At 60.0% G+C, this 17,277-nt stretch carries 19 protein-coding genes and 1 pseudogene; 4 read left to right on the top strand and 16 right to left on the bottom strand.

Features of this window, described 5'->3' with window-relative positions:
* The first annotated feature begins 42 nt into the window (after positions 1–42).
* Positions 43–933: a hypothetical protein gene (locus NVV72_04685; GenBank protein MCR6658659.1), complete on the top strand. Its 891-nt coding sequence runs from the start codon at positions 43–45 to the stop codon at positions 931–933.
* Here NVV72_04685 and NVV72_04690 read toward each other — a convergent pair.
* On the bottom strand, positions 917–1,615 hold the full coding sequence (locus NVV72_04690) for an alpha/beta hydrolase (GenBank protein ID MCR6658660.1): 699 nt from the start codon (positions 1,613–1,615) through the stop codon (positions 917–919). The two genes, NVV72_04685 and NVV72_04690, sit on opposite strands and share 17 nt — an antisense overlap.
* A gap of 166 nt (positions 1,616–1,781) precedes the next feature.
* Between NVV72_04690 and fliI the strand changes: the two genes are divergently transcribed.
* The 3 genes from fliI (at position 1,782) to NVV72_04705 (ending at position 4,645) form a co-directional block, all read left to right on the top strand.
* Positions 1,782–3,113 carry a flagellar protein export ATPase FliI gene (gene fliI, locus NVV72_04695; protein MCR6658661.1) on the top strand — a complete coding sequence of 444 codons (1,332 nt, stop codon included), beginning with the start codon at positions 1,782–1,784 and terminating at the stop codon, positions 3,111–3,113.
* 62 nt (positions 3,114–3,175) lie between these two features.
* Positions 3,176–3,589, top strand: coding sequence for a flagellar export protein FliJ (locus tag NVV72_04700; protein MCR6658662.1), 414 nt, complete (start codon positions 3,176–3,178; stop codon positions 3,587–3,589).
* A gap of 3 nt (positions 3,590–3,592) precedes the next feature.
* Positions 3,593–4,645, top strand: a complete 1,053-nt coding sequence (locus tag NVV72_04705; protein ID MCR6658663.1) for an endo-1,4-beta-xylanase — start codon at positions 3,593–3,595, stop codon at positions 4,643–4,645.
* A 188-nt stretch (positions 4,646–4,833) separates the two neighbouring features.
* Here NVV72_04705 and NVV72_04710 read toward each other — a convergent pair whose 3' ends face one another.
* From NVV72_04710 to NVV72_04780, 15 genes and pseudogenes are all read right to left on the bottom strand, one after another.
* Positions 4,834–5,343 carry a DUF4282 domain-containing protein gene (locus NVV72_04710; protein ID MCR6658664.1) on the bottom strand — a complete coding sequence of 170 codons (510 nt, stop codon included), beginning with the start codon at positions 5,341–5,343 and terminating at the stop codon, positions 4,834–4,836.
* An 86-nt stretch (positions 5,344–5,429) separates the two neighbouring features.
* On the bottom strand, positions 5,430–5,903 hold the full coding sequence (locus NVV72_04715; GenBank protein ID MCR6658665.1) for a DUF4262 domain-containing protein: 474 nt from the start codon (positions 5,901–5,903) through the stop codon (positions 5,430–5,432).
* 8 nt (positions 5,904–5,911) lie between these two features.
* Entirely contained in the window at positions 5,912–6,415 is a 504-nt protein-coding gene (locus NVV72_04720) for a DUF4262 domain-containing protein (protein ID MCR6658666.1), read from the bottom strand.
* Complete coding sequence (locus NVV72_04725) at positions 6,415–6,555, bottom strand: hypothetical protein (protein ID MCR6658667.1); 141 nt, start codon at positions 6,553–6,555, stop codon at positions 6,415–6,417. Before NVV72_04725 ends, NVV72_04720 begins: the two co-directional genes overlap by 1 nt.
* Positions 6,556–6,558: 3 nt before the next feature.
* Positions 6,559–7,011: a hypothetical protein gene (locus tag NVV72_04730; protein ID MCR6658668.1), complete on the bottom strand. Its 453-nt coding sequence runs from the start codon at positions 7,009–7,011 to the stop codon at positions 6,559–6,561.
* 58 nt (positions 7,012–7,069) lie between these two features.
* Positions 7,070–9,086, bottom strand: a pseudogene (flhA, locus tag NVV72_04735) (flagellar biosynthesis protein FlhA).
* 210 nt (positions 9,087–9,296) lie between these two features.
* Complete coding sequence (locus NVV72_04740) at positions 9,297–10,763, bottom strand: AAA family ATPase (GenBank protein MCR6658669.1); 1,467 nt, start codon at positions 10,761–10,763, stop codon at positions 9,297–9,299.
* A 236-nt stretch (positions 10,764–10,999) separates the two neighbouring features.
* Positions 11,000–12,370, bottom strand: a complete 1,371-nt coding sequence (locus NVV72_04745; protein MCR6658670.1) for a sigma-54 dependent transcriptional regulator — start codon at positions 12,368–12,370, stop codon at positions 11,000–11,002.
* Positions 12,367–12,696, bottom strand: coding sequence for a flagellar motor switch protein FliN (gene fliN, locus NVV72_04750; GenBank protein ID MCR6658671.1), 330 nt, complete (start codon positions 12,694–12,696; stop codon positions 12,367–12,369). Before fliN ends, NVV72_04745 begins: the two co-directional genes overlap by 4 nt.
* Positions 12,697–12,706: 10 nt before the next feature.
* Complete coding sequence (locus tag NVV72_04755) at positions 12,707–12,952, bottom strand: hypothetical protein (protein ID MCR6658672.1); 246 nt, start codon at positions 12,950–12,952, stop codon at positions 12,707–12,709.
* Complete coding sequence (locus tag NVV72_04760; GenBank protein MCR6658673.1) at positions 12,924–13,346, bottom strand: hypothetical protein; 423 nt, start codon at positions 13,344–13,346, stop codon at positions 12,924–12,926. The genes NVV72_04755 and NVV72_04760 overlap by 29 nt, the downstream gene beginning before the upstream one ends.
* 96 nt (positions 13,347–13,442) lie before the next feature.
* Positions 13,443–14,474, bottom strand: a complete 1,032-nt coding sequence (fliG, locus tag NVV72_04765) for a flagellar motor switch protein FliG (protein MCR6658674.1) — start codon at positions 14,472–14,474, stop codon at positions 13,443–13,445.
* 3 nt (positions 14,475–14,477) lie between these two features.
* Entirely contained in the window at positions 14,478–16,154 is a 1,677-nt protein-coding gene (gene fliF, locus NVV72_04770) for a flagellar M-ring protein FliF (protein ID MCR6658675.1), read from the bottom strand.
* Between the two features lie 260 nt (positions 16,155–16,414).
* Entirely contained in the window at positions 16,415–16,714 is a 300-nt protein-coding gene (locus NVV72_04775) for a hypothetical protein (GenBank protein ID MCR6658676.1), read from the bottom strand.
* Positions 16,714–17,151: a hypothetical protein gene (locus NVV72_04780; protein ID MCR6658677.1), complete on the bottom strand. Its 438-nt coding sequence runs from the start codon at positions 17,149–17,151 to the stop codon at positions 16,714–16,716. Before NVV72_04780 ends, NVV72_04775 begins: the two co-directional genes overlap by 1 nt.
* Positions 17,152–17,277: the final 126 nt, after the last annotated feature.

The following is a 17,277-nucleotide window of genomic DNA, read 5'->3' on the forward strand; positions in this document are numbered from 1 at the left end:
TCGCCCGCCAATATCTTACCCTAACAAAAACAGGGACAGGCGATGGAAACAACAGCAATACTCAATGGCTTTATCCGCCGTGATCTGGTGATCGACGGCCCGGTGCTGATCCGCGTCAATGGCCCGGCCGATGGTCCCATGCCTTGGGAAGCTGCGCCGCCGATTGCGATCCATGACGCCCGCGCCCTGCAAACCGGTGACCTGCCCGTAGATGCGTTTCTGGCCGCCAATGGCTTCGCGCTAACCGATCATGTCTCGCAGGTGGCGGACTGGGATTCCGGCGCATCGCAAGACCAGGAAAAGAACGATATCCTGCGTGTCTATATGCCGGAAATCGAAGCCCTGATCCGTGATCGCCTGTTGCCCGGCCGCAGGCTCGAAATCCGCCAGGGGCCTTATCTGGTGCGGCGCGGCCCCGGCAGCAATCCTTATGCGCAAGGTGTCCATCAGGATCACGGCCTGACGCCGGATGATTATATGGAAAGCCTCGAAGCCTTTTCGACGCCGGAATATGCGCAAAGCTGGCGGGCACGCTACGATCAGCCGGATGTCGCCGGCTACATGGTGCTCAATTTCTGGCGCACCGTCTATATGGACCAGCCCCTGCGTCACATGCCGCTGGCCATCTGCCATCCGGCCTCGGTGGCGCCGGATGATCTCGTGCCCGCCGCCCTGGTCGATTTCGCGCCTTCCGGCAAGAACACCAACCAGCTTTCGCTGCGCTATAATCCCGAACACCGCTGGCATTACTATCCGGACATGACGACTGGCGAGGTTCTGGTGTTCAAGATTTTCGAGCATTTCAAGGAGGCACCGGAGGCCGGACTTAAGACCGTCTTCCACACCGCTTTTGCCCACCCGGAAACACCGGCTGATGCCCCGGAACGGCAAAGCTGCGAACACCGGGTCGGGGTGTTTATCCTGAAAGACTGAGCCACTCGATCAGCGCGCGATTGACCGCTTCCGGCTGTTCGAGCGTCGATATGTGACCGCAGTCCGGCACGATAACGAGACGCGCACCAGGAATGGCGGCGGCCATTTCTTCGGCGCGATCGGGCGGGGTCAGCGGGTCTTTGTCGCCGACGAGGACGAGGGTGGGAATGGCAATCCCCGGCAGGTCCGGCCGCGAATCCAAGCGCGCGATAATGGCCGCCTGCTGGCGCGCCATGCCGTCAATCCCCACCACCAGCCCCATGCGGGTCTGGACATCGCGCAGATGTGCATTCCGCCGATGCGACGGATGCACCAGGGTCGTGAACATCTGCGCCAGGATGGTCCTGAAACTGGCCTTTTGGCTGAGGGCGATCAGCGCCCGGCGCTGGGTGGTCTGTTCCGGCGTATCGGGCCGCGCCGTGGTATCGAGCAGGGCCAGCCTGGTCACCCGTTCCGGCGCCTGGCGCAGGATTTCGAAGCAGATATAGCCACCCATCGAAATACCGGCCAGGGCGAAGCGCGGCGGCGCATCGGCCAGGATATGGGCGGCAATTTCCGGGAGGGTCTCGCCTTCGAGCGTCGAGGCCACGGTGACGGGTCCACAGGGCCAGAGCGCGGCTATCTGCGGCGCGAAGATTTCCGCCGTACACAGCAGACCGGGAACAAGAAGGATGGGGGTCATAGGCTGATCATGTGAGGAGCAGAATAAGAAAGCAAGATACCCCACCACCAACGCGCTCCGCGCGTCGGTCCCCCTCCCCATCAAAGATGGGGAGGTACAAGAAATAAAGCCTCTTACAAACTGCCTGTTAACCTTTCTTAAGCTCTCATTTACCATAATCGCCGCCATGCAAGATCTGGTCGAAGTGGTGAAAAATATCGATCCCCTGCGCATTTTCGGGCGCGTGGCGGTGGTCAACGGATTGCTGATCGAGGCGCGGGGCGGCCTCAGCTACATGCAGGTCGGCGCCCGCTGCGAAATCATCCGCCGGCATGATACCCCGCTGCCGGTCGAGGTTGTCGGTTTCCGCGAGGACCGCGCCCTGATGATGCCCTTCGGACCGGTCGAAGGCGTCACCCCCGGCGCCGAAATCCGCATCTCTTCCGAAGGTGCCAAGGTTTACCCCACCACCGCCTGGCTGGGCCGTATTGTCGACAGTTTCGGTAACGCCATCGACGAACATGGTCCCCTGCCGCAGGGCCCGGAAGGCTATCTCTTGAAGGCCGCCCCGCCAGCGGCGCACAAGCGCGCGCGCGTGGGCGAACGCCTCAATCTCGGCGTCCGCGCCATGGATGTCTTCACCACCTGCTGCCGCGGCCAGCGCCTGGGCGTCTTCGCCGGTTCCGGGGTCGGCAAGTCGGTGCTGCTCTCCATGCTGGCGCGCGAGGCGACCTGTGATGCCGTCGTCGTTGGGCTGATCGGCGAACGTGGCCGCGAAGTGCGTGAATTTATTGAAGAAACCCTGGGGCCAGAGGGGCTGAAGCGCGCCATCGTCGTGGTCGCCACCTCGGACGAGCCCGCCCTGAAACGCCGCCAGGCCGCCTATATGACGCTGGCCTTATCGGAGTTCCTGCGCGACCAGGGGCTGGAAGTGCTGTGCCTGATGGACTCGGTCACCCGCTTTGCCATGGCCCAGCGCGAAATCGGCCTGGCCACCGGCGAACCGCCGACGACCAAGGGCTATACCCCCACCTGTTTCGCCGAACTGCCCAAGCTGCTGGAACGCGCCGGCCCCGGCCCCATGCTTGATGACGGCACCCAGACGGGTCCGATCACCGGACTGTTCACTGTGCTGGTGGATGGCGACGACCACAATGAGCCGATCGCCGATGCCGTGCGCGGTATCCTGGACGGGCACATCGTCATGAGCCGGACCATTGCCGAACGCGGCCGTTTTCCCGCCATCGACGTGCTGAAATCGATCAGCCGGACCATGCCGGAATGCCAGTCGATCCCCGAACGCGAGGTGGTGCGGCAGGCGCGCAAGGTGATGTCCGCCTACTCGAATATGGAAGAACTGATCCGCATTGGCGCCTATCGTTCCGGCGCCGATCCCGATGTCGATCGGGCGATTATTCTTAACCCTGATATCGAACAATTTCTGCGTCAGGATAAGGATGATTACACACCTCTTGACGAGTCCTTTACCCTTTTGGCCGACATTCTTAGCAAGGGTTAACTTTTTGACCCGATACCGGTAGCCGCGCTGCCGGTAAAGCCAGTCAGTGCAAGGGGAATATCATGACCAAATGGGCCAAATCATTAATTCGTTTGTCCACTTTCGAGGTCGAAACCCTGCAAAAACGACTGGCCGAGGTGGTTACCCGCCGCACACACGCCGAAATGAAGCTGGCCACGCTCGATGCCGAATTCGAGCTGGAATGCGTGCGCGCCGCCGAAGACCCCATGCTGGCCCACAGCCTGACCGCCTACAAGCGCGGCTTCCAGTTCCGCCGCGATGCCGCCGCAACCGAACTCGACCTGATCACCCAGGAAGAAGACGGCGTGCGTGATTCGCTGGGCCTGGCGTTTGAAGACCTGAAGAAGTTCGAGCACGTCGCCGAAATCACCCATCTGAAGCGCGTCGCCAATGACAAGCGCGCCGAAAACGCCATGCTGGATGAGGTTTCGCTGCGCTTGAGCCGCCAGGCTTAATCTGTGAACCGGCGCGGCCTTCTGAGCGGACTGGCCGCGGCCGCGACAGCGTTTGGCCAAATTCCGGCGGTGGCGCAAACCTATGGCGCCGTCCCGCCGCTCAAATCCGTCACGCCATATCCGCTGGGCGTTTCCGCCAGCTACCGCAAGCTGTCCGATTCGGCCTGGACGAAGCTGGCCGCCACGCACTTTTCCCGTCTGACGCCCGAGTGGGAAATGAAGATGGAATATCTGCTGCGGGCGGACGGCAGCCTGCAATTTGACCGTGCCGACGCCCTGGCCGGCTTTGCACGCCGCAATGGCATGGGCCTGCACGGCCACGCCCTGATCTGGTATGCGCAGGACGGCGATTATTTCCAGAAACTGAAGGCGAAACCCGATGCCTTTCTGCTCGCCTATACCCGCTACATCCAGAACGTGATCGGCCATTTCACCGGCTTCATCAGGGGCTGGGATGTAGTCAATGAGCCGGTGTGGAATGATGGCCGGGGCCTAAGGCCCTGCCTGTGGCGGGAGGTGCTGGGCGATGACTATATCGGCTTGGCGCTGGAAGCGGCGCATCAGGCGGACCCTTCCGCCATCCTCTTCCTCAATGATTACAATCTCGAACTGACGCCGAAGAAACGCATCACTTTCTTGAAGCTGTGCGAAAAGCTGCTGAAAGAGGGCGCGCCATTATCCGGCATCGGCACCCAGACCCATATCGATTCCGGCATAGAACCGGGCCTGATCAAGGCAGCGATCCGCGATATCGCCTCGCTGGGCCTGATGGTGCATGTATCCGAGGTCGATATTTCCCTGCGCGAAGATCATCCGGTCACTCTCGCCGCCCCGCGCATCCATCAGGTAAGGGTGCTGAGCGAACTGCTGGACGCCTATCATGACGTGCCGGAGCGCCAGCGCTATGGCCTGACCCTGTGGGCTTTGCGCGATTCCGATTCGTGGCTGAATACGCCGCAGGGCGGCAAGGGGCTGCTGCCGGATGAGCCGGTGCTGTTCGATGGTCTCGGCCGGCCGAAGCCCTTGGCCCAGGCGTTTGTCAGCGCGATGAAGTGAGGCTAAGAGATGATCCTCCCCTGCGAAGCGGGGGAGGCGGCGCGGCTTGTCCGCGACGGAGGGGGCACTCCCCCTCACACCGCATAGCCCCCTCCGTCAGCAACACCAGCCCTGCGGGCTTTGCCCGCATGACTTGGGCGCTGACACCTCCCCCGCTTCGCCAAGAGGCTCGCAAGGGAGGATAAAGGTTACAAATCCTTGCGCTCGAAGCGCGGGCGAAAGAACGGGTCTTCGAGGATATTATCCTTCGAACCATTTTGGGCCGCGGGTTCGGCCACGGCCGCCACATCCGGCGCCGCCACGGGTTCCGGAGCCACAGGCGCCGCAGGCGCCACAAAGTTCTGGGGCGTCAGCTTTTCCTGGAACTGGCGCAGGTAACGCAGGTCTTCGGCGATATTCATCACCGCCATATAGAGTTCGCACACCGACCGCCAGGCCAGCACGGCGATCATGAAACCGAGGAAACCGACCACCAGCAGGCCGAACGACAGCAGCCAGCCCATGATCGAGGCGTCCTTGATGCCGGTGCCGACCATGATGCCCGCCCAGCCGAGCGCGCCGATAAACAAAAGGCCCAGTCCGCACCAGTAGACGATGTGGATGATCGGCCGCGTCAGCAACTGGTCAAACGTGAACAGGTTGAGCCAGATATCCCTGGGGCGCGTGGTGCCGAAAACCTGTCTGATGGTACGCTGCATTATGCCGAATTCCCCGCAAAGACGAATTTGTCTTCCGTCGCATTGTTAACGTCGTTTACGGCGAAATTGTCAAGACTTGTGATTGGTTAACCGCGGGCTGCCCATTTGCGGCCGGAGAGATCGGGCTGCGTTTCCGCCGGATCGAAACCCGGCTGCCAGGGCAGCAGGCCCCTGGAATCCGGCACCACCATTTGCAGGGCCTTGAACGTATAATCACCCCAGAACCAGACGCTCCAGCCGAGATAGCGGTCATACCAGCGCCGCTCGATGGGCTGGAAAAAGACCGGGCAATCCTCGAAAAAGCCGTCATAGGGCTTGCCGGGCCGCAGTTTTACCCCGGCGGCAATCTGGCGATAGGCTTCGGCCAGCAGGTCGCGCGCCACATGCGGGACTTGCGCGCACACCACGATCTCCGGCGCTTTCAGGCTCCAGCCCAAACCGGTGGTATAGGCGTGATGATCGTCCGGCGCATAGGACCAGCCGTGCAGGCGAATGGTGGCCAGCACATCGCGCGCGCCGGGCGGCAGATTGGGTTCGTGGCGTTCAAAGGCGTTGGGCATCAGGCTTATCAGTTCAGGATTTTTCCGCCCCAATGCCCTGCCGATAAATCCGGCTGAAGGTCAAGCAGATTTGGATTGAAGTTTGCTTCCCAGGGAAACTTGCCCAGTTTGTCCGGCCAGATCAATTGCCAGCAATCGAACTCATCCCCGGCGTAAAACCAGCGGCTCCATCCCAGATGATTATGGTATTGTGACTTGTCGACGACCTGAAAACAAATTTCAAATCCTTCCAGAAAATCGGCGTAGGGCTGGCCCGTTTCATAGCGTTTACCCGCCTTCAGATCGCGGTAGAAATTCCATAAAAGGCCGTGCGCCACCTGATCTCGCAAGCCAAAAACAATGATTTCTGGCACGCCGAGATTGACTTGAAAACCTGTCGTGAAATTGAATCCCGGCATCTCTTCGCTCGCCAGAATATGCGTGTTGAACCAGCCATGCTCGCGGATGGTGCTGACGAACTTTCGTTCGCTTTCATCCAGCTTACTCTCTTCGGCATCCAACGCAGACAGCATTACACCTGCTCCACCATCTTGAGCTTTACGTTCTGGTGGCTACCCGGCGCATAGGACCAGCCGTGCAGACGGATGGTGGCCAGCACATCGCGCGCACCAGGCGGCAGGTTAGGTTCGTGGCGGTCAAAGGCGTTGGGCATGGTTTAGAAGTGTATGACGTTGATCAACTTTTCCATATTGGCATCAAGCAATTCGGGACATCTAAAGAACAGACGAGCAATTGCATATTTTTTACCGGCAACACGGATATTATAAATACCATTTGAAATTGCTTTTATTTCAGTAATGCTTGAAATCGGAAAAGTCACCGCTTTCCATCGCCATAGAGTGATGTTGCCGTCACTCACCTGAATGGCAGGCGTGTTTGTGAACGCCATAATCAATAGCCGTAGAGTGACCAGGATTAGCCACACCCCGCCAATGACCAAAAGCACCCTTAAAGGAAATGCCCAAGGCTGAAACATCCATCTGTAGTAGGTATGGTCATCGACGGTGCTGAAAACAACACTCGCAACACCGCATATCCATAAGATTAGACATCCGACGAGCTTCCATCTGGAAAGATATCCGGTAAATTCGATATTCTCTGGAGTCATTGGCCATTTCAAAGTGTGTCCGTCACACTCATAACTCAGCTCTTGTAAGCGGTAAAGTTTACACCTGCCCGACCGTTTTGAGCTTCACCTTCGGGTGGATTTCGTTCTGGCTCATCACCACCGTATTGGCCCGGAAGCGTTCGATGATCGAGCGCACGAACGGCCGGATGGTGGGCGAGGTCAGGAGCACCGCCACCTCGCCGTTCATCGAGACACGTTCGAAGGTATCGCGCACGCCGCGGATGAAATCCTGCAAATGCGACGGCGCCATGGTCAGTTGCCGGTCCTCGCCCTGCCCCACCAGCGACGAAGCAAAGGCGTTTTCCCAGTCCGGCGAGAGGGTAACGATCGGCAGGCTGCCATCGTCCGAGCGATTGGCCCAGCACAGTTGCCGCGCCAGGCGCGACCGCACATGTTCGACCATCTGGGTGATCGACTTGGTGTGCGAGGCCGCCTCGCCCAACGCTTCGAGAATGGCCGGCAGGTCGCGGATCGACACGCGTTCCTTGAGCAGCGCCTGCAATACGCGTTGCAGCGTAGCGGTCGAAACCACCTGCGGGATCAGGTCGTCCACCAGCTTCTTTTCATCCGAAGGCAGGTCGCGCAGCAGCTTGGTCAGTTCCGAATAGCTGAGCAGATCGGCCATATTGTCCTTGAGGATTTCCGTCAGGTGGGTGGTGATGACGGTGGCCGGATCGACGATGGTGTAGCCGAGGAAGGTGGCTTCCTCGCGCAGGGCGTTATCGATCCAGGTGGCGGGCAGGCCAAAGGCCGGTTCCTTCATGTGCTCGCCGGGCAGTTCGACCTGGCGGCCGGTCGGGTCCATGGCCATCAGCGAACCGATGCGCACCTCGCCGGAACCGGCTTCCATTTCCTTGATGCGCACGCAATAGCCCTGAGACGGCAGGCGCATATTATCGAGGATGCGCACCGAAGGCATGATGAAGCCGTATTCCTGCGCCAGGGTGCGGCGCAGGGCCTTGATCTGGTCGGTCAGCTTGCGGCCGTCGAGATCGTTGATCAGGCCGAGCAGGCCCAGTGCCCAGCTCGATCTTGACATCGTCTATGGCCAGCGCCGCCGAGATCGGTTCTTCCTCAGGCGGCATGTTGGCGGCATTGATGGCATCGAGTTGCGCCTGGCTGGGCGGCGGCGGCTGGCGGCCGATGCGCCAGGCCAGGGCGCCGGTGGCCAGAGAAATGGCGCCGAAGAACACGATCGGCATTCCGGGGATCAGCCCCATGACGCCGGAAGCCGCCGAGACGACGCCCAGCGCCACGGGGTTCCTGGCCAGTTGCAGCACGATGGCCTTGTCGGCCGAGCCATCGACGCCGGCTTTCGAGACGAGGAAACCGGCGGCAATCGAAATGATCAGGGCCGGAATTTGCGTCACCAGGCCGTCGCCGATGGTCAGCAGCATGTAGGTTTTCGCGGCTTCACCGGCATCCATCTGGTGCTGGAAAATGCCGATCAGGATGCCGCCGACGATATTGACGACCGTGATGACAATGCCGGCCACGGCGTCGCCGCGCACGAACTTCGAGGCACCGTCCATGGCGCCGAAGAAGCCCGATTCCTGCTCGACCTCCTTGCGGCGGATCTTGGCCTCTTCCTGGTCGATCAGGCCGGAGGAGAGGTCGGCATCGATGGCCATCTGCTTGCCGGGCATCGAATCGAGGGTGAAGCGCGCCGCCACTTCGGCGATACGGCCCGAACCCTTGGTGATGACGACGAAATTGACCAGCACCAGGATGGCGAAGAGGATCGCCCCGATGATGAAATTGCCCTGGGTCATCAACATGCCGAAGGCGTGGATGACGGCACCGGCCGCTTCCGAACCATCCTGGCCATGGGTCAGGATAATGCGCATGGAGGTGATGTTGAGCGCCAGCCGGAACAGGGTCGTCACCAGCAGCACGGTCGGGAAGGATGAGAATTCCAGCGGCTTCTTGATGAAGAGGCCGGTCATCAGGATCAGGATGGCCGAGGTGATGGAGAGCGACAGCAGAATGTCGAGCACCCAGCTCGGCATGGGCACGATCAGGATCACGATGATCGAGATCACGCCGACGGCCATGATGACCTCGCCGCGCTTCAGCCAGCCGCCGATTTCGGAAGGCTTGAAGGGAATGGGGACGGGTGAGGCGACGGCCACGCGGTTCTCCGGGATACAAAACTTATCCGGCGGCCGGACTAGGCAAAAATTACCCGATCCGTGGTGAACGAATGGTTAATTTGCGTTAAAAGAGTCCCGCTCGATAGGACACCCTGTTAAAGAATAAAGCGGTTAGGAATAATCCGAAAGGCGATCTTCAACATACTGCTTAATTCGCAAATAATCGTTTTGCTTCAAGCACTTCTTAACCCATTCCGCACACATGGCGTGCCACAGAACATTGCCACCAATCATTAGGCGCTTTGCCGCCTCACCAATCCAATCATGATGATTGGTTAGAGTTAGGCTATTGTCACACGCATCAGATACGATGGATGTGTCCCGCATCAGCAATACCCATAAGTCACCCCACCTTTTTTCAGACAAATCTTCAAAGACGACTCTTTCTGGTGCATCTCCACCCGGCAACACACAACACCCTCTACCTTCTGCACAATCCCCATCAAGGAAGACACCTACTGGCCGTGGGAAACGCTTACCTTCAACCATTTGGCCGAGTTGATATCCCACAGATGCTGCCCCATACGTAGTGACCAATAATCTTGAGCAAAGATCACGGTCCCTTTGTGACAACATTTCAACTACGAGTGTTTTTGCTGCGTCATCTTCAACGTATATCTCGCATTCTGGGTGCTGCACATCATCCATATGACTTAGAGCAAACTCAGGGCTAACACCTATCATCGCCTGCCTTACCCCGTCCTGTTCAAATATTTGAAGGCGTGCTTCTTTGGGAAGTTCCTCAAGAATATACGGTGAATGAGTTGTTAGAATAATTTGTAACTCCCGTTCTCGGCAAACTGTAGCCAAGTCTCGAACTAAACGACGTTGCGCCCTTGGATGTAGCGATGACTCAATTTCATCGATAAGTATCAGTCCGTATTTGGGGAGATCAGCTTGAAGTAATTCAGCAATAGTTGTCTCGCCTTGCCCCTGATGATAACCGGAATATGAGGAATTTGTTCTCTTTAAAACAGGTATCGGCCGTTCAAGATCAACATTTGAGAGTGACATTTTAGCTTGATCATATTTATGACCCAAAATATTTGACAACCGGCTTAATCTTGCATCGTCAAAGCTCTCAAATGATGCCTCTATGTGGGGACTCTTGGCTATCTTTGCGTATCCAGTTCTACCGCCAATTGGAACAATTCTGCTCAGGTCCAAGAATTGGACAGGCCGTATCGGGCGCTCAGAGTTACCCTTCCATCGCTCTGTGTGCTTTCGTATGCTTCCTTCCTTCACATCCTTTCCTTCAGTATAACCGAAGCGAACAGACGCGTTAGTAATCTCATCCCAAAAAGTCTTTGGAAAAAAATCAGAAGCGTATTTCGTGCCTTTTTGCTTCACCGAACCAGTACTTTGTTGCCGCTGGTAAGATGCGGCACACGCCTGGATAATCGTGGATTTACCAGACCCATTTTCTCCCGAAATCGCCATGATAGGGAATGGGAAGCGAAGACGCTGACCTTGCCAACCGCGGATGTTATCAATTTCGACCCAATCAAGACGTTTGGGCCACGCGGTTTCATTTTGCCAGGCACGTTCCAGCCTGCGAACTTCTCTACTAAGCGCCATCGGAACTTCTCCGCTCGACCAATCGAGCGATTACAATACATATCGCCTGAAAAAAGTCAATTTTCCGCGCGATTTTCATGAAAATCGCGCGCACGCTAATTTGAAAGAGGTCGCCCGTGCGGTTCCACAGGAGGTGGCTTTTCCAAATTGAGGGGGGAAGCCCCCTCCGTCAGCGACACCAGCCCTAAAGGGCTTCGCGCTGCCACCTCCCCCGCTTCGCAGGGGAGGAGAGGTGTTTAAGCCGCGCTGGACCCCGATTGCGGGGCCGGGACGCTGAGGCCCGCTGCCGTATATTCGTTCAGCTTGTTGCGCAAAGTGCGGATGGAAATGCCGAGGATATTGGCGGCATGGGTCCGGTTGCCCAGGCAGTGCGACAGGGTATCGAGGATCAGCTTCTGTTCGACCTGGGCGACCGTCGAGCCGACAAAGGTGCGCGCGGCGCTTTGGGCGGCCTCGGCGGCGCGATTGACATAATCCATGCCGATCGGCGCCACCGGATTGAGCGGCTGGCCATCCGGCAAGCGGATGGCTTCGGCGTCGATTTCCGCGCCGGTCGAGAGCAGCACGGCGCGGTGCATGGCGTTTTCCAGCTCGCGCACATTGCCCGGCCACGGATGGGCCTGGAGCCGGCGTTTGGCCTCAAGCGAGATCGGCTTCAAAGGAATGGCATTGGCTTCGGAGTACTTCTTGGCGAAGTGTTCAGACAGCGCCAGAATGTCGGCCGGGCGTTCTCTCAACGGAGGAAGTGCCAGGTTGATGACGTTCAGGCGGTAGAGCAGATCCTCGCGGAAGGTGCCCTCTTTCACCGCCTGAGCCAGGTTGCGGTTGGAGGTCGCCAGCACGCGGATATTGACCGGCACCGGCTTGGCGCCGCCGACGCGATCAATGACGCGCTCCTGAAGCGCCCGCAGCAGCTTTGCCTGCAAACGCGTGTCCATTTCGGAGATTTCGTCGAGCAGCAGGGTGCCGCCGTCGGCCTCTTCGAACTTGCCGATGCGGCGGGCCATGGCGCCGGTAAAGGCGCCCTTCTCGTGGCCGAACAGTTCGGATTCCAGCAGGTTATCCGGAATGGCGGCGCAGTTGACCGAGATAAACGGCCGCGTCGCGCGCTTGCTCTTTTCATGCAGGTAGCGCGCCATCACTTCCTTACCGACGCCGCTTTCACCGGTAATCAGGATGGAGGCGTCGGACCCCGCCACCTGGTCGGCCAGTTTCAGCACAGCCTGCATGGAGGGATCGACCGTCACCAGCGGACGCGCATCGTCGGAAACCGCCGCCAGCACCGCCGCGATCAGTTCGGCATCGGGCGGCAAGGGGATGAATTCTTTTGCACCCTGGCTAATGGCGAAGGCGGCCTTGCGCGGGTCCGGATTGACGCCGCAGGCGACGACCGTGACGAAGATATGCTCGCGCTCATTGGCCTCGATCAGCGACTTGATATCAAGCTCGTAATCGACCATCAGCAGGTCCGCGCCCTGGCCTTTCAGCAGGGCGGCGGTGGCCTGGGTCGGCGTTTCGACATGCGCCACCTTGGCGCCGGTTTCCATGGCCATCTTGACCGCGACGGAGAGCTGGCCGCTCAGCTTGCCTACAACTAACAGTCTCATTGACCCGAATCCTCGCTCTTGATGATTTCCGTCATGGTCACACCCAGACGATCATCGACCACCACCACTTCGCCACGCGCGACCAGGCGGTTATTTACATAAATATCAATGGCTTCCCCGACCTTGCGATCGAGTTCCAGAACGCTGCCCTGCCCCAGCCGCAGAAGCTGGGAAACAGACATGTAGCTCTTGCCCAGCACGGCCGAGATATTGACCGGCACATCGAAGACCGGCGCCAGGTCGGCCGCCGACTTGTCGCCCTCGTCTTCCGGCCCCGGTCCGGGGATGCCGGTATCTTCAAAATCTTCCAGACCCAGATCGGCCATGACTTACTCCTTACTCATGGGTGCGGCTTTGGTGATATGCCTCGGCTTCGAGGGCTTCGTTCAGGGCGTGTTCGAGCGCCTCGAACACGGATTGCGGGTTATATTCGGCGCGGCCATCGCTCCACACCACCTCGAAGCCGCCTTTCGGCAGGGTCGGGTTGTCGCGGAACTGCACGGTGCCGGTGAAACCCGCCAGCATGACGGCCTCCTCGGCAGCGGCCTTGAGTTCATCGCTCGGATTGCTGGCGAAGAGCACCAGTGCGCGTGGCCGGCTCGATCTCCTGGCTCAGCGCATCGAGCGCGGCGGTCAGCGGCGCTTCGGGGAAACGCTCCAGCGCCTCGGCGGCGATTTTCTGCGCACAGACGAGCGCCAGGCGCACGGCGGCTTCCTTGTGGGCGTGGATGGCGTCGGTCAGGCCGCCCAAACCTTGCTGCGCGGCATCGGCCAGAGCCTGCAAAGCGGCGGACTGAGCCATCTGCGCGCGGGCCAGGGCCGAGTTTTCACCGGCGGCCTGAGCGGATTTGCGGATGTCCTCGACCTCTTCAGGCGTATAGAACTTCTTCTCGCGCGGCGGCGGGGCAGAGACGATGTGGCCGCCATCACCGAAGACGGTGCCGAATTCGAAACGCTTGTGAACGGGCTGGGTCATGATAAACACAAGCTCCTCTTAACAGGGCGCGACTGCGCCCCGGCGACGTTTCGCCGCCCCCGCGGAGCGTTGAGCGAAGCGAAAACAGCGTGAGCGCTAGTATATAAGCTCATCATCGCCTCCCTGACCGGCCAGCATGATTTCGCCCTTGGCGGCGAGATCCTTGGCAACCTGCACCATGGCCATCTGCGCGGCGTCGACATCCTTGAGGCGCACCGGCCCCATCGATTCCATGTCGTCGCGCATGATCTTGGCGGCGCGTTCCGACATGTTGGACATGAACATATCGCGCAAGCTGTCCGACGAGCCCTTGAGCGCCAGGGCCAGTTGATCCTTCTCCACCGCGCGCAACAGGGTCTGCACGCCGCCCGGATCGAGCTTGGAAAGGTCTTCGAAGACGAACATCAGCGCCCGGATGCGTTCGGCGGATTCGCGGTTGCGTTCTTCCAGGGCGGCCACGAAACGGCTCTCGGTCTGGCGGTCGAAATTGTTGAAAATCTCGGCCATCAGTTCATGCGAGTCGCGCTTGCTCGTCCGCGCCAGGTTGGACATGAATTCGATGCGCAGGGTCTGCTCGATCTTGTCGAGAATTTCGCGCTGCACCGGCTCCATGCGCAGCATCCGCTGCACGCATTCGAGCGCGAAATCCTCCGGCAGGGAAGAGAGCACGCGCGCGGCGTGATCGGCCTTGATCTTGGAGAGAACGACGGCGACGGTCTGCGGATATTCGTTCTTCAGATAGTTGGCCAGCACCGCCTCATTGACGTTGCCGAGCTTGTCCCACATGGTCCGGCCGGCCGGACCGCGGATTTCCTCCATCAGCGCCTCGACCTTGTCGGGCGGCAGGAAATTGGTCAGCAGGCGCTGGGTCTGCTCATACGACCCCATGATGGTGCCCGAATTGCTCATGCCGGAAACGAATTCGACCAGCAGATCCTCGACCACGTTCGATGTCACCGTGCCGAGCGACGACATGGCCTGGGAGATTTCCTTGATCTCTTCCTCATCGAGCGACTGCCACAGCGAGACATGCTCTTCGCCGAGCGCCAGCAGCACCACGGCCGCCTTTTCCACGCCGGAAAGCTTCCTGGGATCGTCAATGATATTCTTGCGTGCGCCGAGAGCCATCCCTTATCCCTCGTGCAGCCAGGAGCGCAGGATCGACACCGATTCTTCCGGATGGCGATCGACGAATTCCGACACCTTCTTGACCGAGGAGGCCCGCACCTGGCCTTCGATGCGCGCGATATCGATGCCCGATGCCTCGTTCACCGAAGGCACCATGCCGCCGCCGCTGATCTGCGGGAAACCGCCGTCGGTCGGACCGCCGAGGCCGGGCGCGCCGCCCGCGCCGGCGCCGGCCGGGGCCATGCCGGCCGGCAGTTGCCCATCCGGACCGGCCACCAGATAGTTGGTCGGTGCCGTGGTGATGTATTTGAGGAGCGGGCGCGCCACCAGGAACAGGGTCAGCAGGGCGACGACGAACAACACGGCCACTTCCAGGGCGCGCATGATGTCGTTCTTATCGAAATCGAACATTGACGCCTTGCCGCCGGTGCCGCCATTGACATCGACATCGCCGTGGCTGAAGCGGATATTGGCCACCTGAACCTGGTCGCCGCGCGTCTGGTCATAGCCGATGGCGGCCTTCACCAGGGTATCGATCTTCTGCATGTCTTCCGCCGAGCGCGCGGCATAGGCCGGCGGGGCCTTGCCATCCTTGGAAGGGGTCAGGGTGCCATCGACGACGACGGCAACGGCCAGCTTTTTGATCTCGCCGGGGGCCGTGACGGATGTCGTCTTGGTAGTCGAGATTTCGTAATTGGTGGTTTCCGATGTCTGGCCGCTCTGCTGGGTGGCGGTGGAGGTGCCCGGCTGCTGCGCCCCGCCGGGAATATTGGCCGAAGCCGTCACCGCACCATTGCTGTTCGGGTCGGTCGTGCTGTCCTTCGATTCGGAAGTAGTGGTCGAGCGGACGACCTGGCCATCGGGGTTATAATCGACCTTTTCCTGGGTGGTGGCGGTCTGGTCGAGATCGGCGGTGACGGTAACCCGCGCCGCGCCCGGCCCGACCACGCCCTCGACGATATCGGTGATACGCTTGCGCAGCTTGTCTTCCACCTCGTCGCGGTGCGCCGCGCCCGGGCCATTGGCCGATTCATCGCCGCCCGCCGCCAGCAGGTGATTGCGGTCATCGACGATGGTGACATCCGATGGTTTCAGGTTAGGGACGGCCGAGGCCACGAGATTGCGGATGGCGCCGACCTGTTCGGCATTGGGATTGCTGCCCGAAAGACCGAGCACGACAGTGGCCTTGGCCTGTTCCTGCGTTTCACTGAACAGTTCGCGCTTGGGCATGACCAGGTGAACGCGCGTCGAGGAGACGCCTTTCAATGTATTGATGGTGCGCGACAGTTCGCCTTCGAGCGCGCGCTGGTTATCGAGGTTCTGCACGAACTCGGTCTGGCCGAGCGTGGGGGCATTGTCGAAGATTTCATAGCCGACCGAGGCAGCGGTGGGCAGGCCCTTTGAGGCCAGCATCATGCGCGCCGTGGCCACCTTGTCGCGGTCGACCATGATGACGGAGCCATCGCCCTTGGCGGTATATTTGATCCCGGCCTGGTCGAGATTCTGCGTGATTTCGCCGGCTTCCTTGAGGTCGAGGTTCGAATAGAGCAGGGCCTGCGGCTGGGCGCTGACATGCAGGACGATGGCCGCCAGCACCGCGGCCACGCCGGCGGCGGCGCCCAGAATGGCCGTCAGCCGGCCGATACCGAACTTCTGTAAACCAGCAAAAAATGAGTCCACGCGCCAGACGCCCCATTACCAAACAGGCGGACAAACGCGTTCCCGACGCACCGACCACCGAACCAGGCAATAATTTCCCAGTGCGGGGTTAATTAGGCATTAATTTTTGATGGGGATTTTATGAATTTAATCAGCCCTGTGCGCGAAAAGGCTTATTCCGCAAGGCGCTTTGCTTTTCAAAACCGAATTAACTTTTTAACACGGGCACAGGCGCGGGGCGAGTGGCGGCCGTTCAAATTCACGTTATTGGCGAAGCGGCCTTACGCAACCGTGTGCCGGACCGGCGAAACACTCCACGAAACCGTCGCCTGGTCGATCAGCGCATGGACAGGTGAGTCGGCCAGTTCCGTCATCACGCCGCTGGCGGCCGCTTCGCCCGCCGCCACCGACGCCCAGATCAGTATGTCGAGGATGACGCCATCGCTGCGTTCGCAGATGCGCCGTGAACGGAAGCCGGGCTGCCGCCTGAGCCAGGCATCAACCCCGGCATTGGCGGCGATGAATTCGGCGCAGGTGCCGCGGGCCAGCCGGAAGCTGGTGATCTCAATGGCTTCGCTCATCACAGGCTCTCCGCAGTCATGACACCCGACAGGCCGCAGAAGGTCAATGCGTTCCGGATCAGGTCCGGCGATGCCTGCGCCTCCAACATCAGCAGCGCGCCGTCAAATTTCAGCAGGCCGAGGCAAGCCTTGATATCGGCATCGGCTTGCGTACACACAATCAGGTCCAACGCGCCTTCGAGCGCGCGGTGCGTCACCGGATCCAGCGTGGCGAAATAATGATCGGCGCCCATCCATAACCTATCGGTGGCCGATATGACCGGCGCCAGCACGCTGACCTCGGCGCCGGTGGCGCGGGCGATGCGGATGGCCATATGGGCCAGGCCATCCGTGCCATAGATGGCGACGCACTTGCCGGCCCCGGTCTGGCGGTGACGCAGGAGCGAATGGAAGACGTGAGGTCGGGCGGCCGCGCCGCAGGCGGTTAGGGAAGCCATGTCGTATTTCCGATGTTTGGTGATGGCCCAACATGCACCGGTCAGCGGTTGCGGTGGTATAGCAATCCTGCAAGCCTTATGCACAATCCTGCAAAAGGCGCGCATTCACCATTCCCTGCGGGCGCG

The sequence above is a fragment of the Asticcacaulis sp. genome, from assembly GCA_024707255.1.
In the GTDB taxonomy this organism is placed as follows: domain Bacteria; phylum Pseudomonadota; class Alphaproteobacteria; order Caulobacterales; family Caulobacteraceae; genus Asticcacaulis.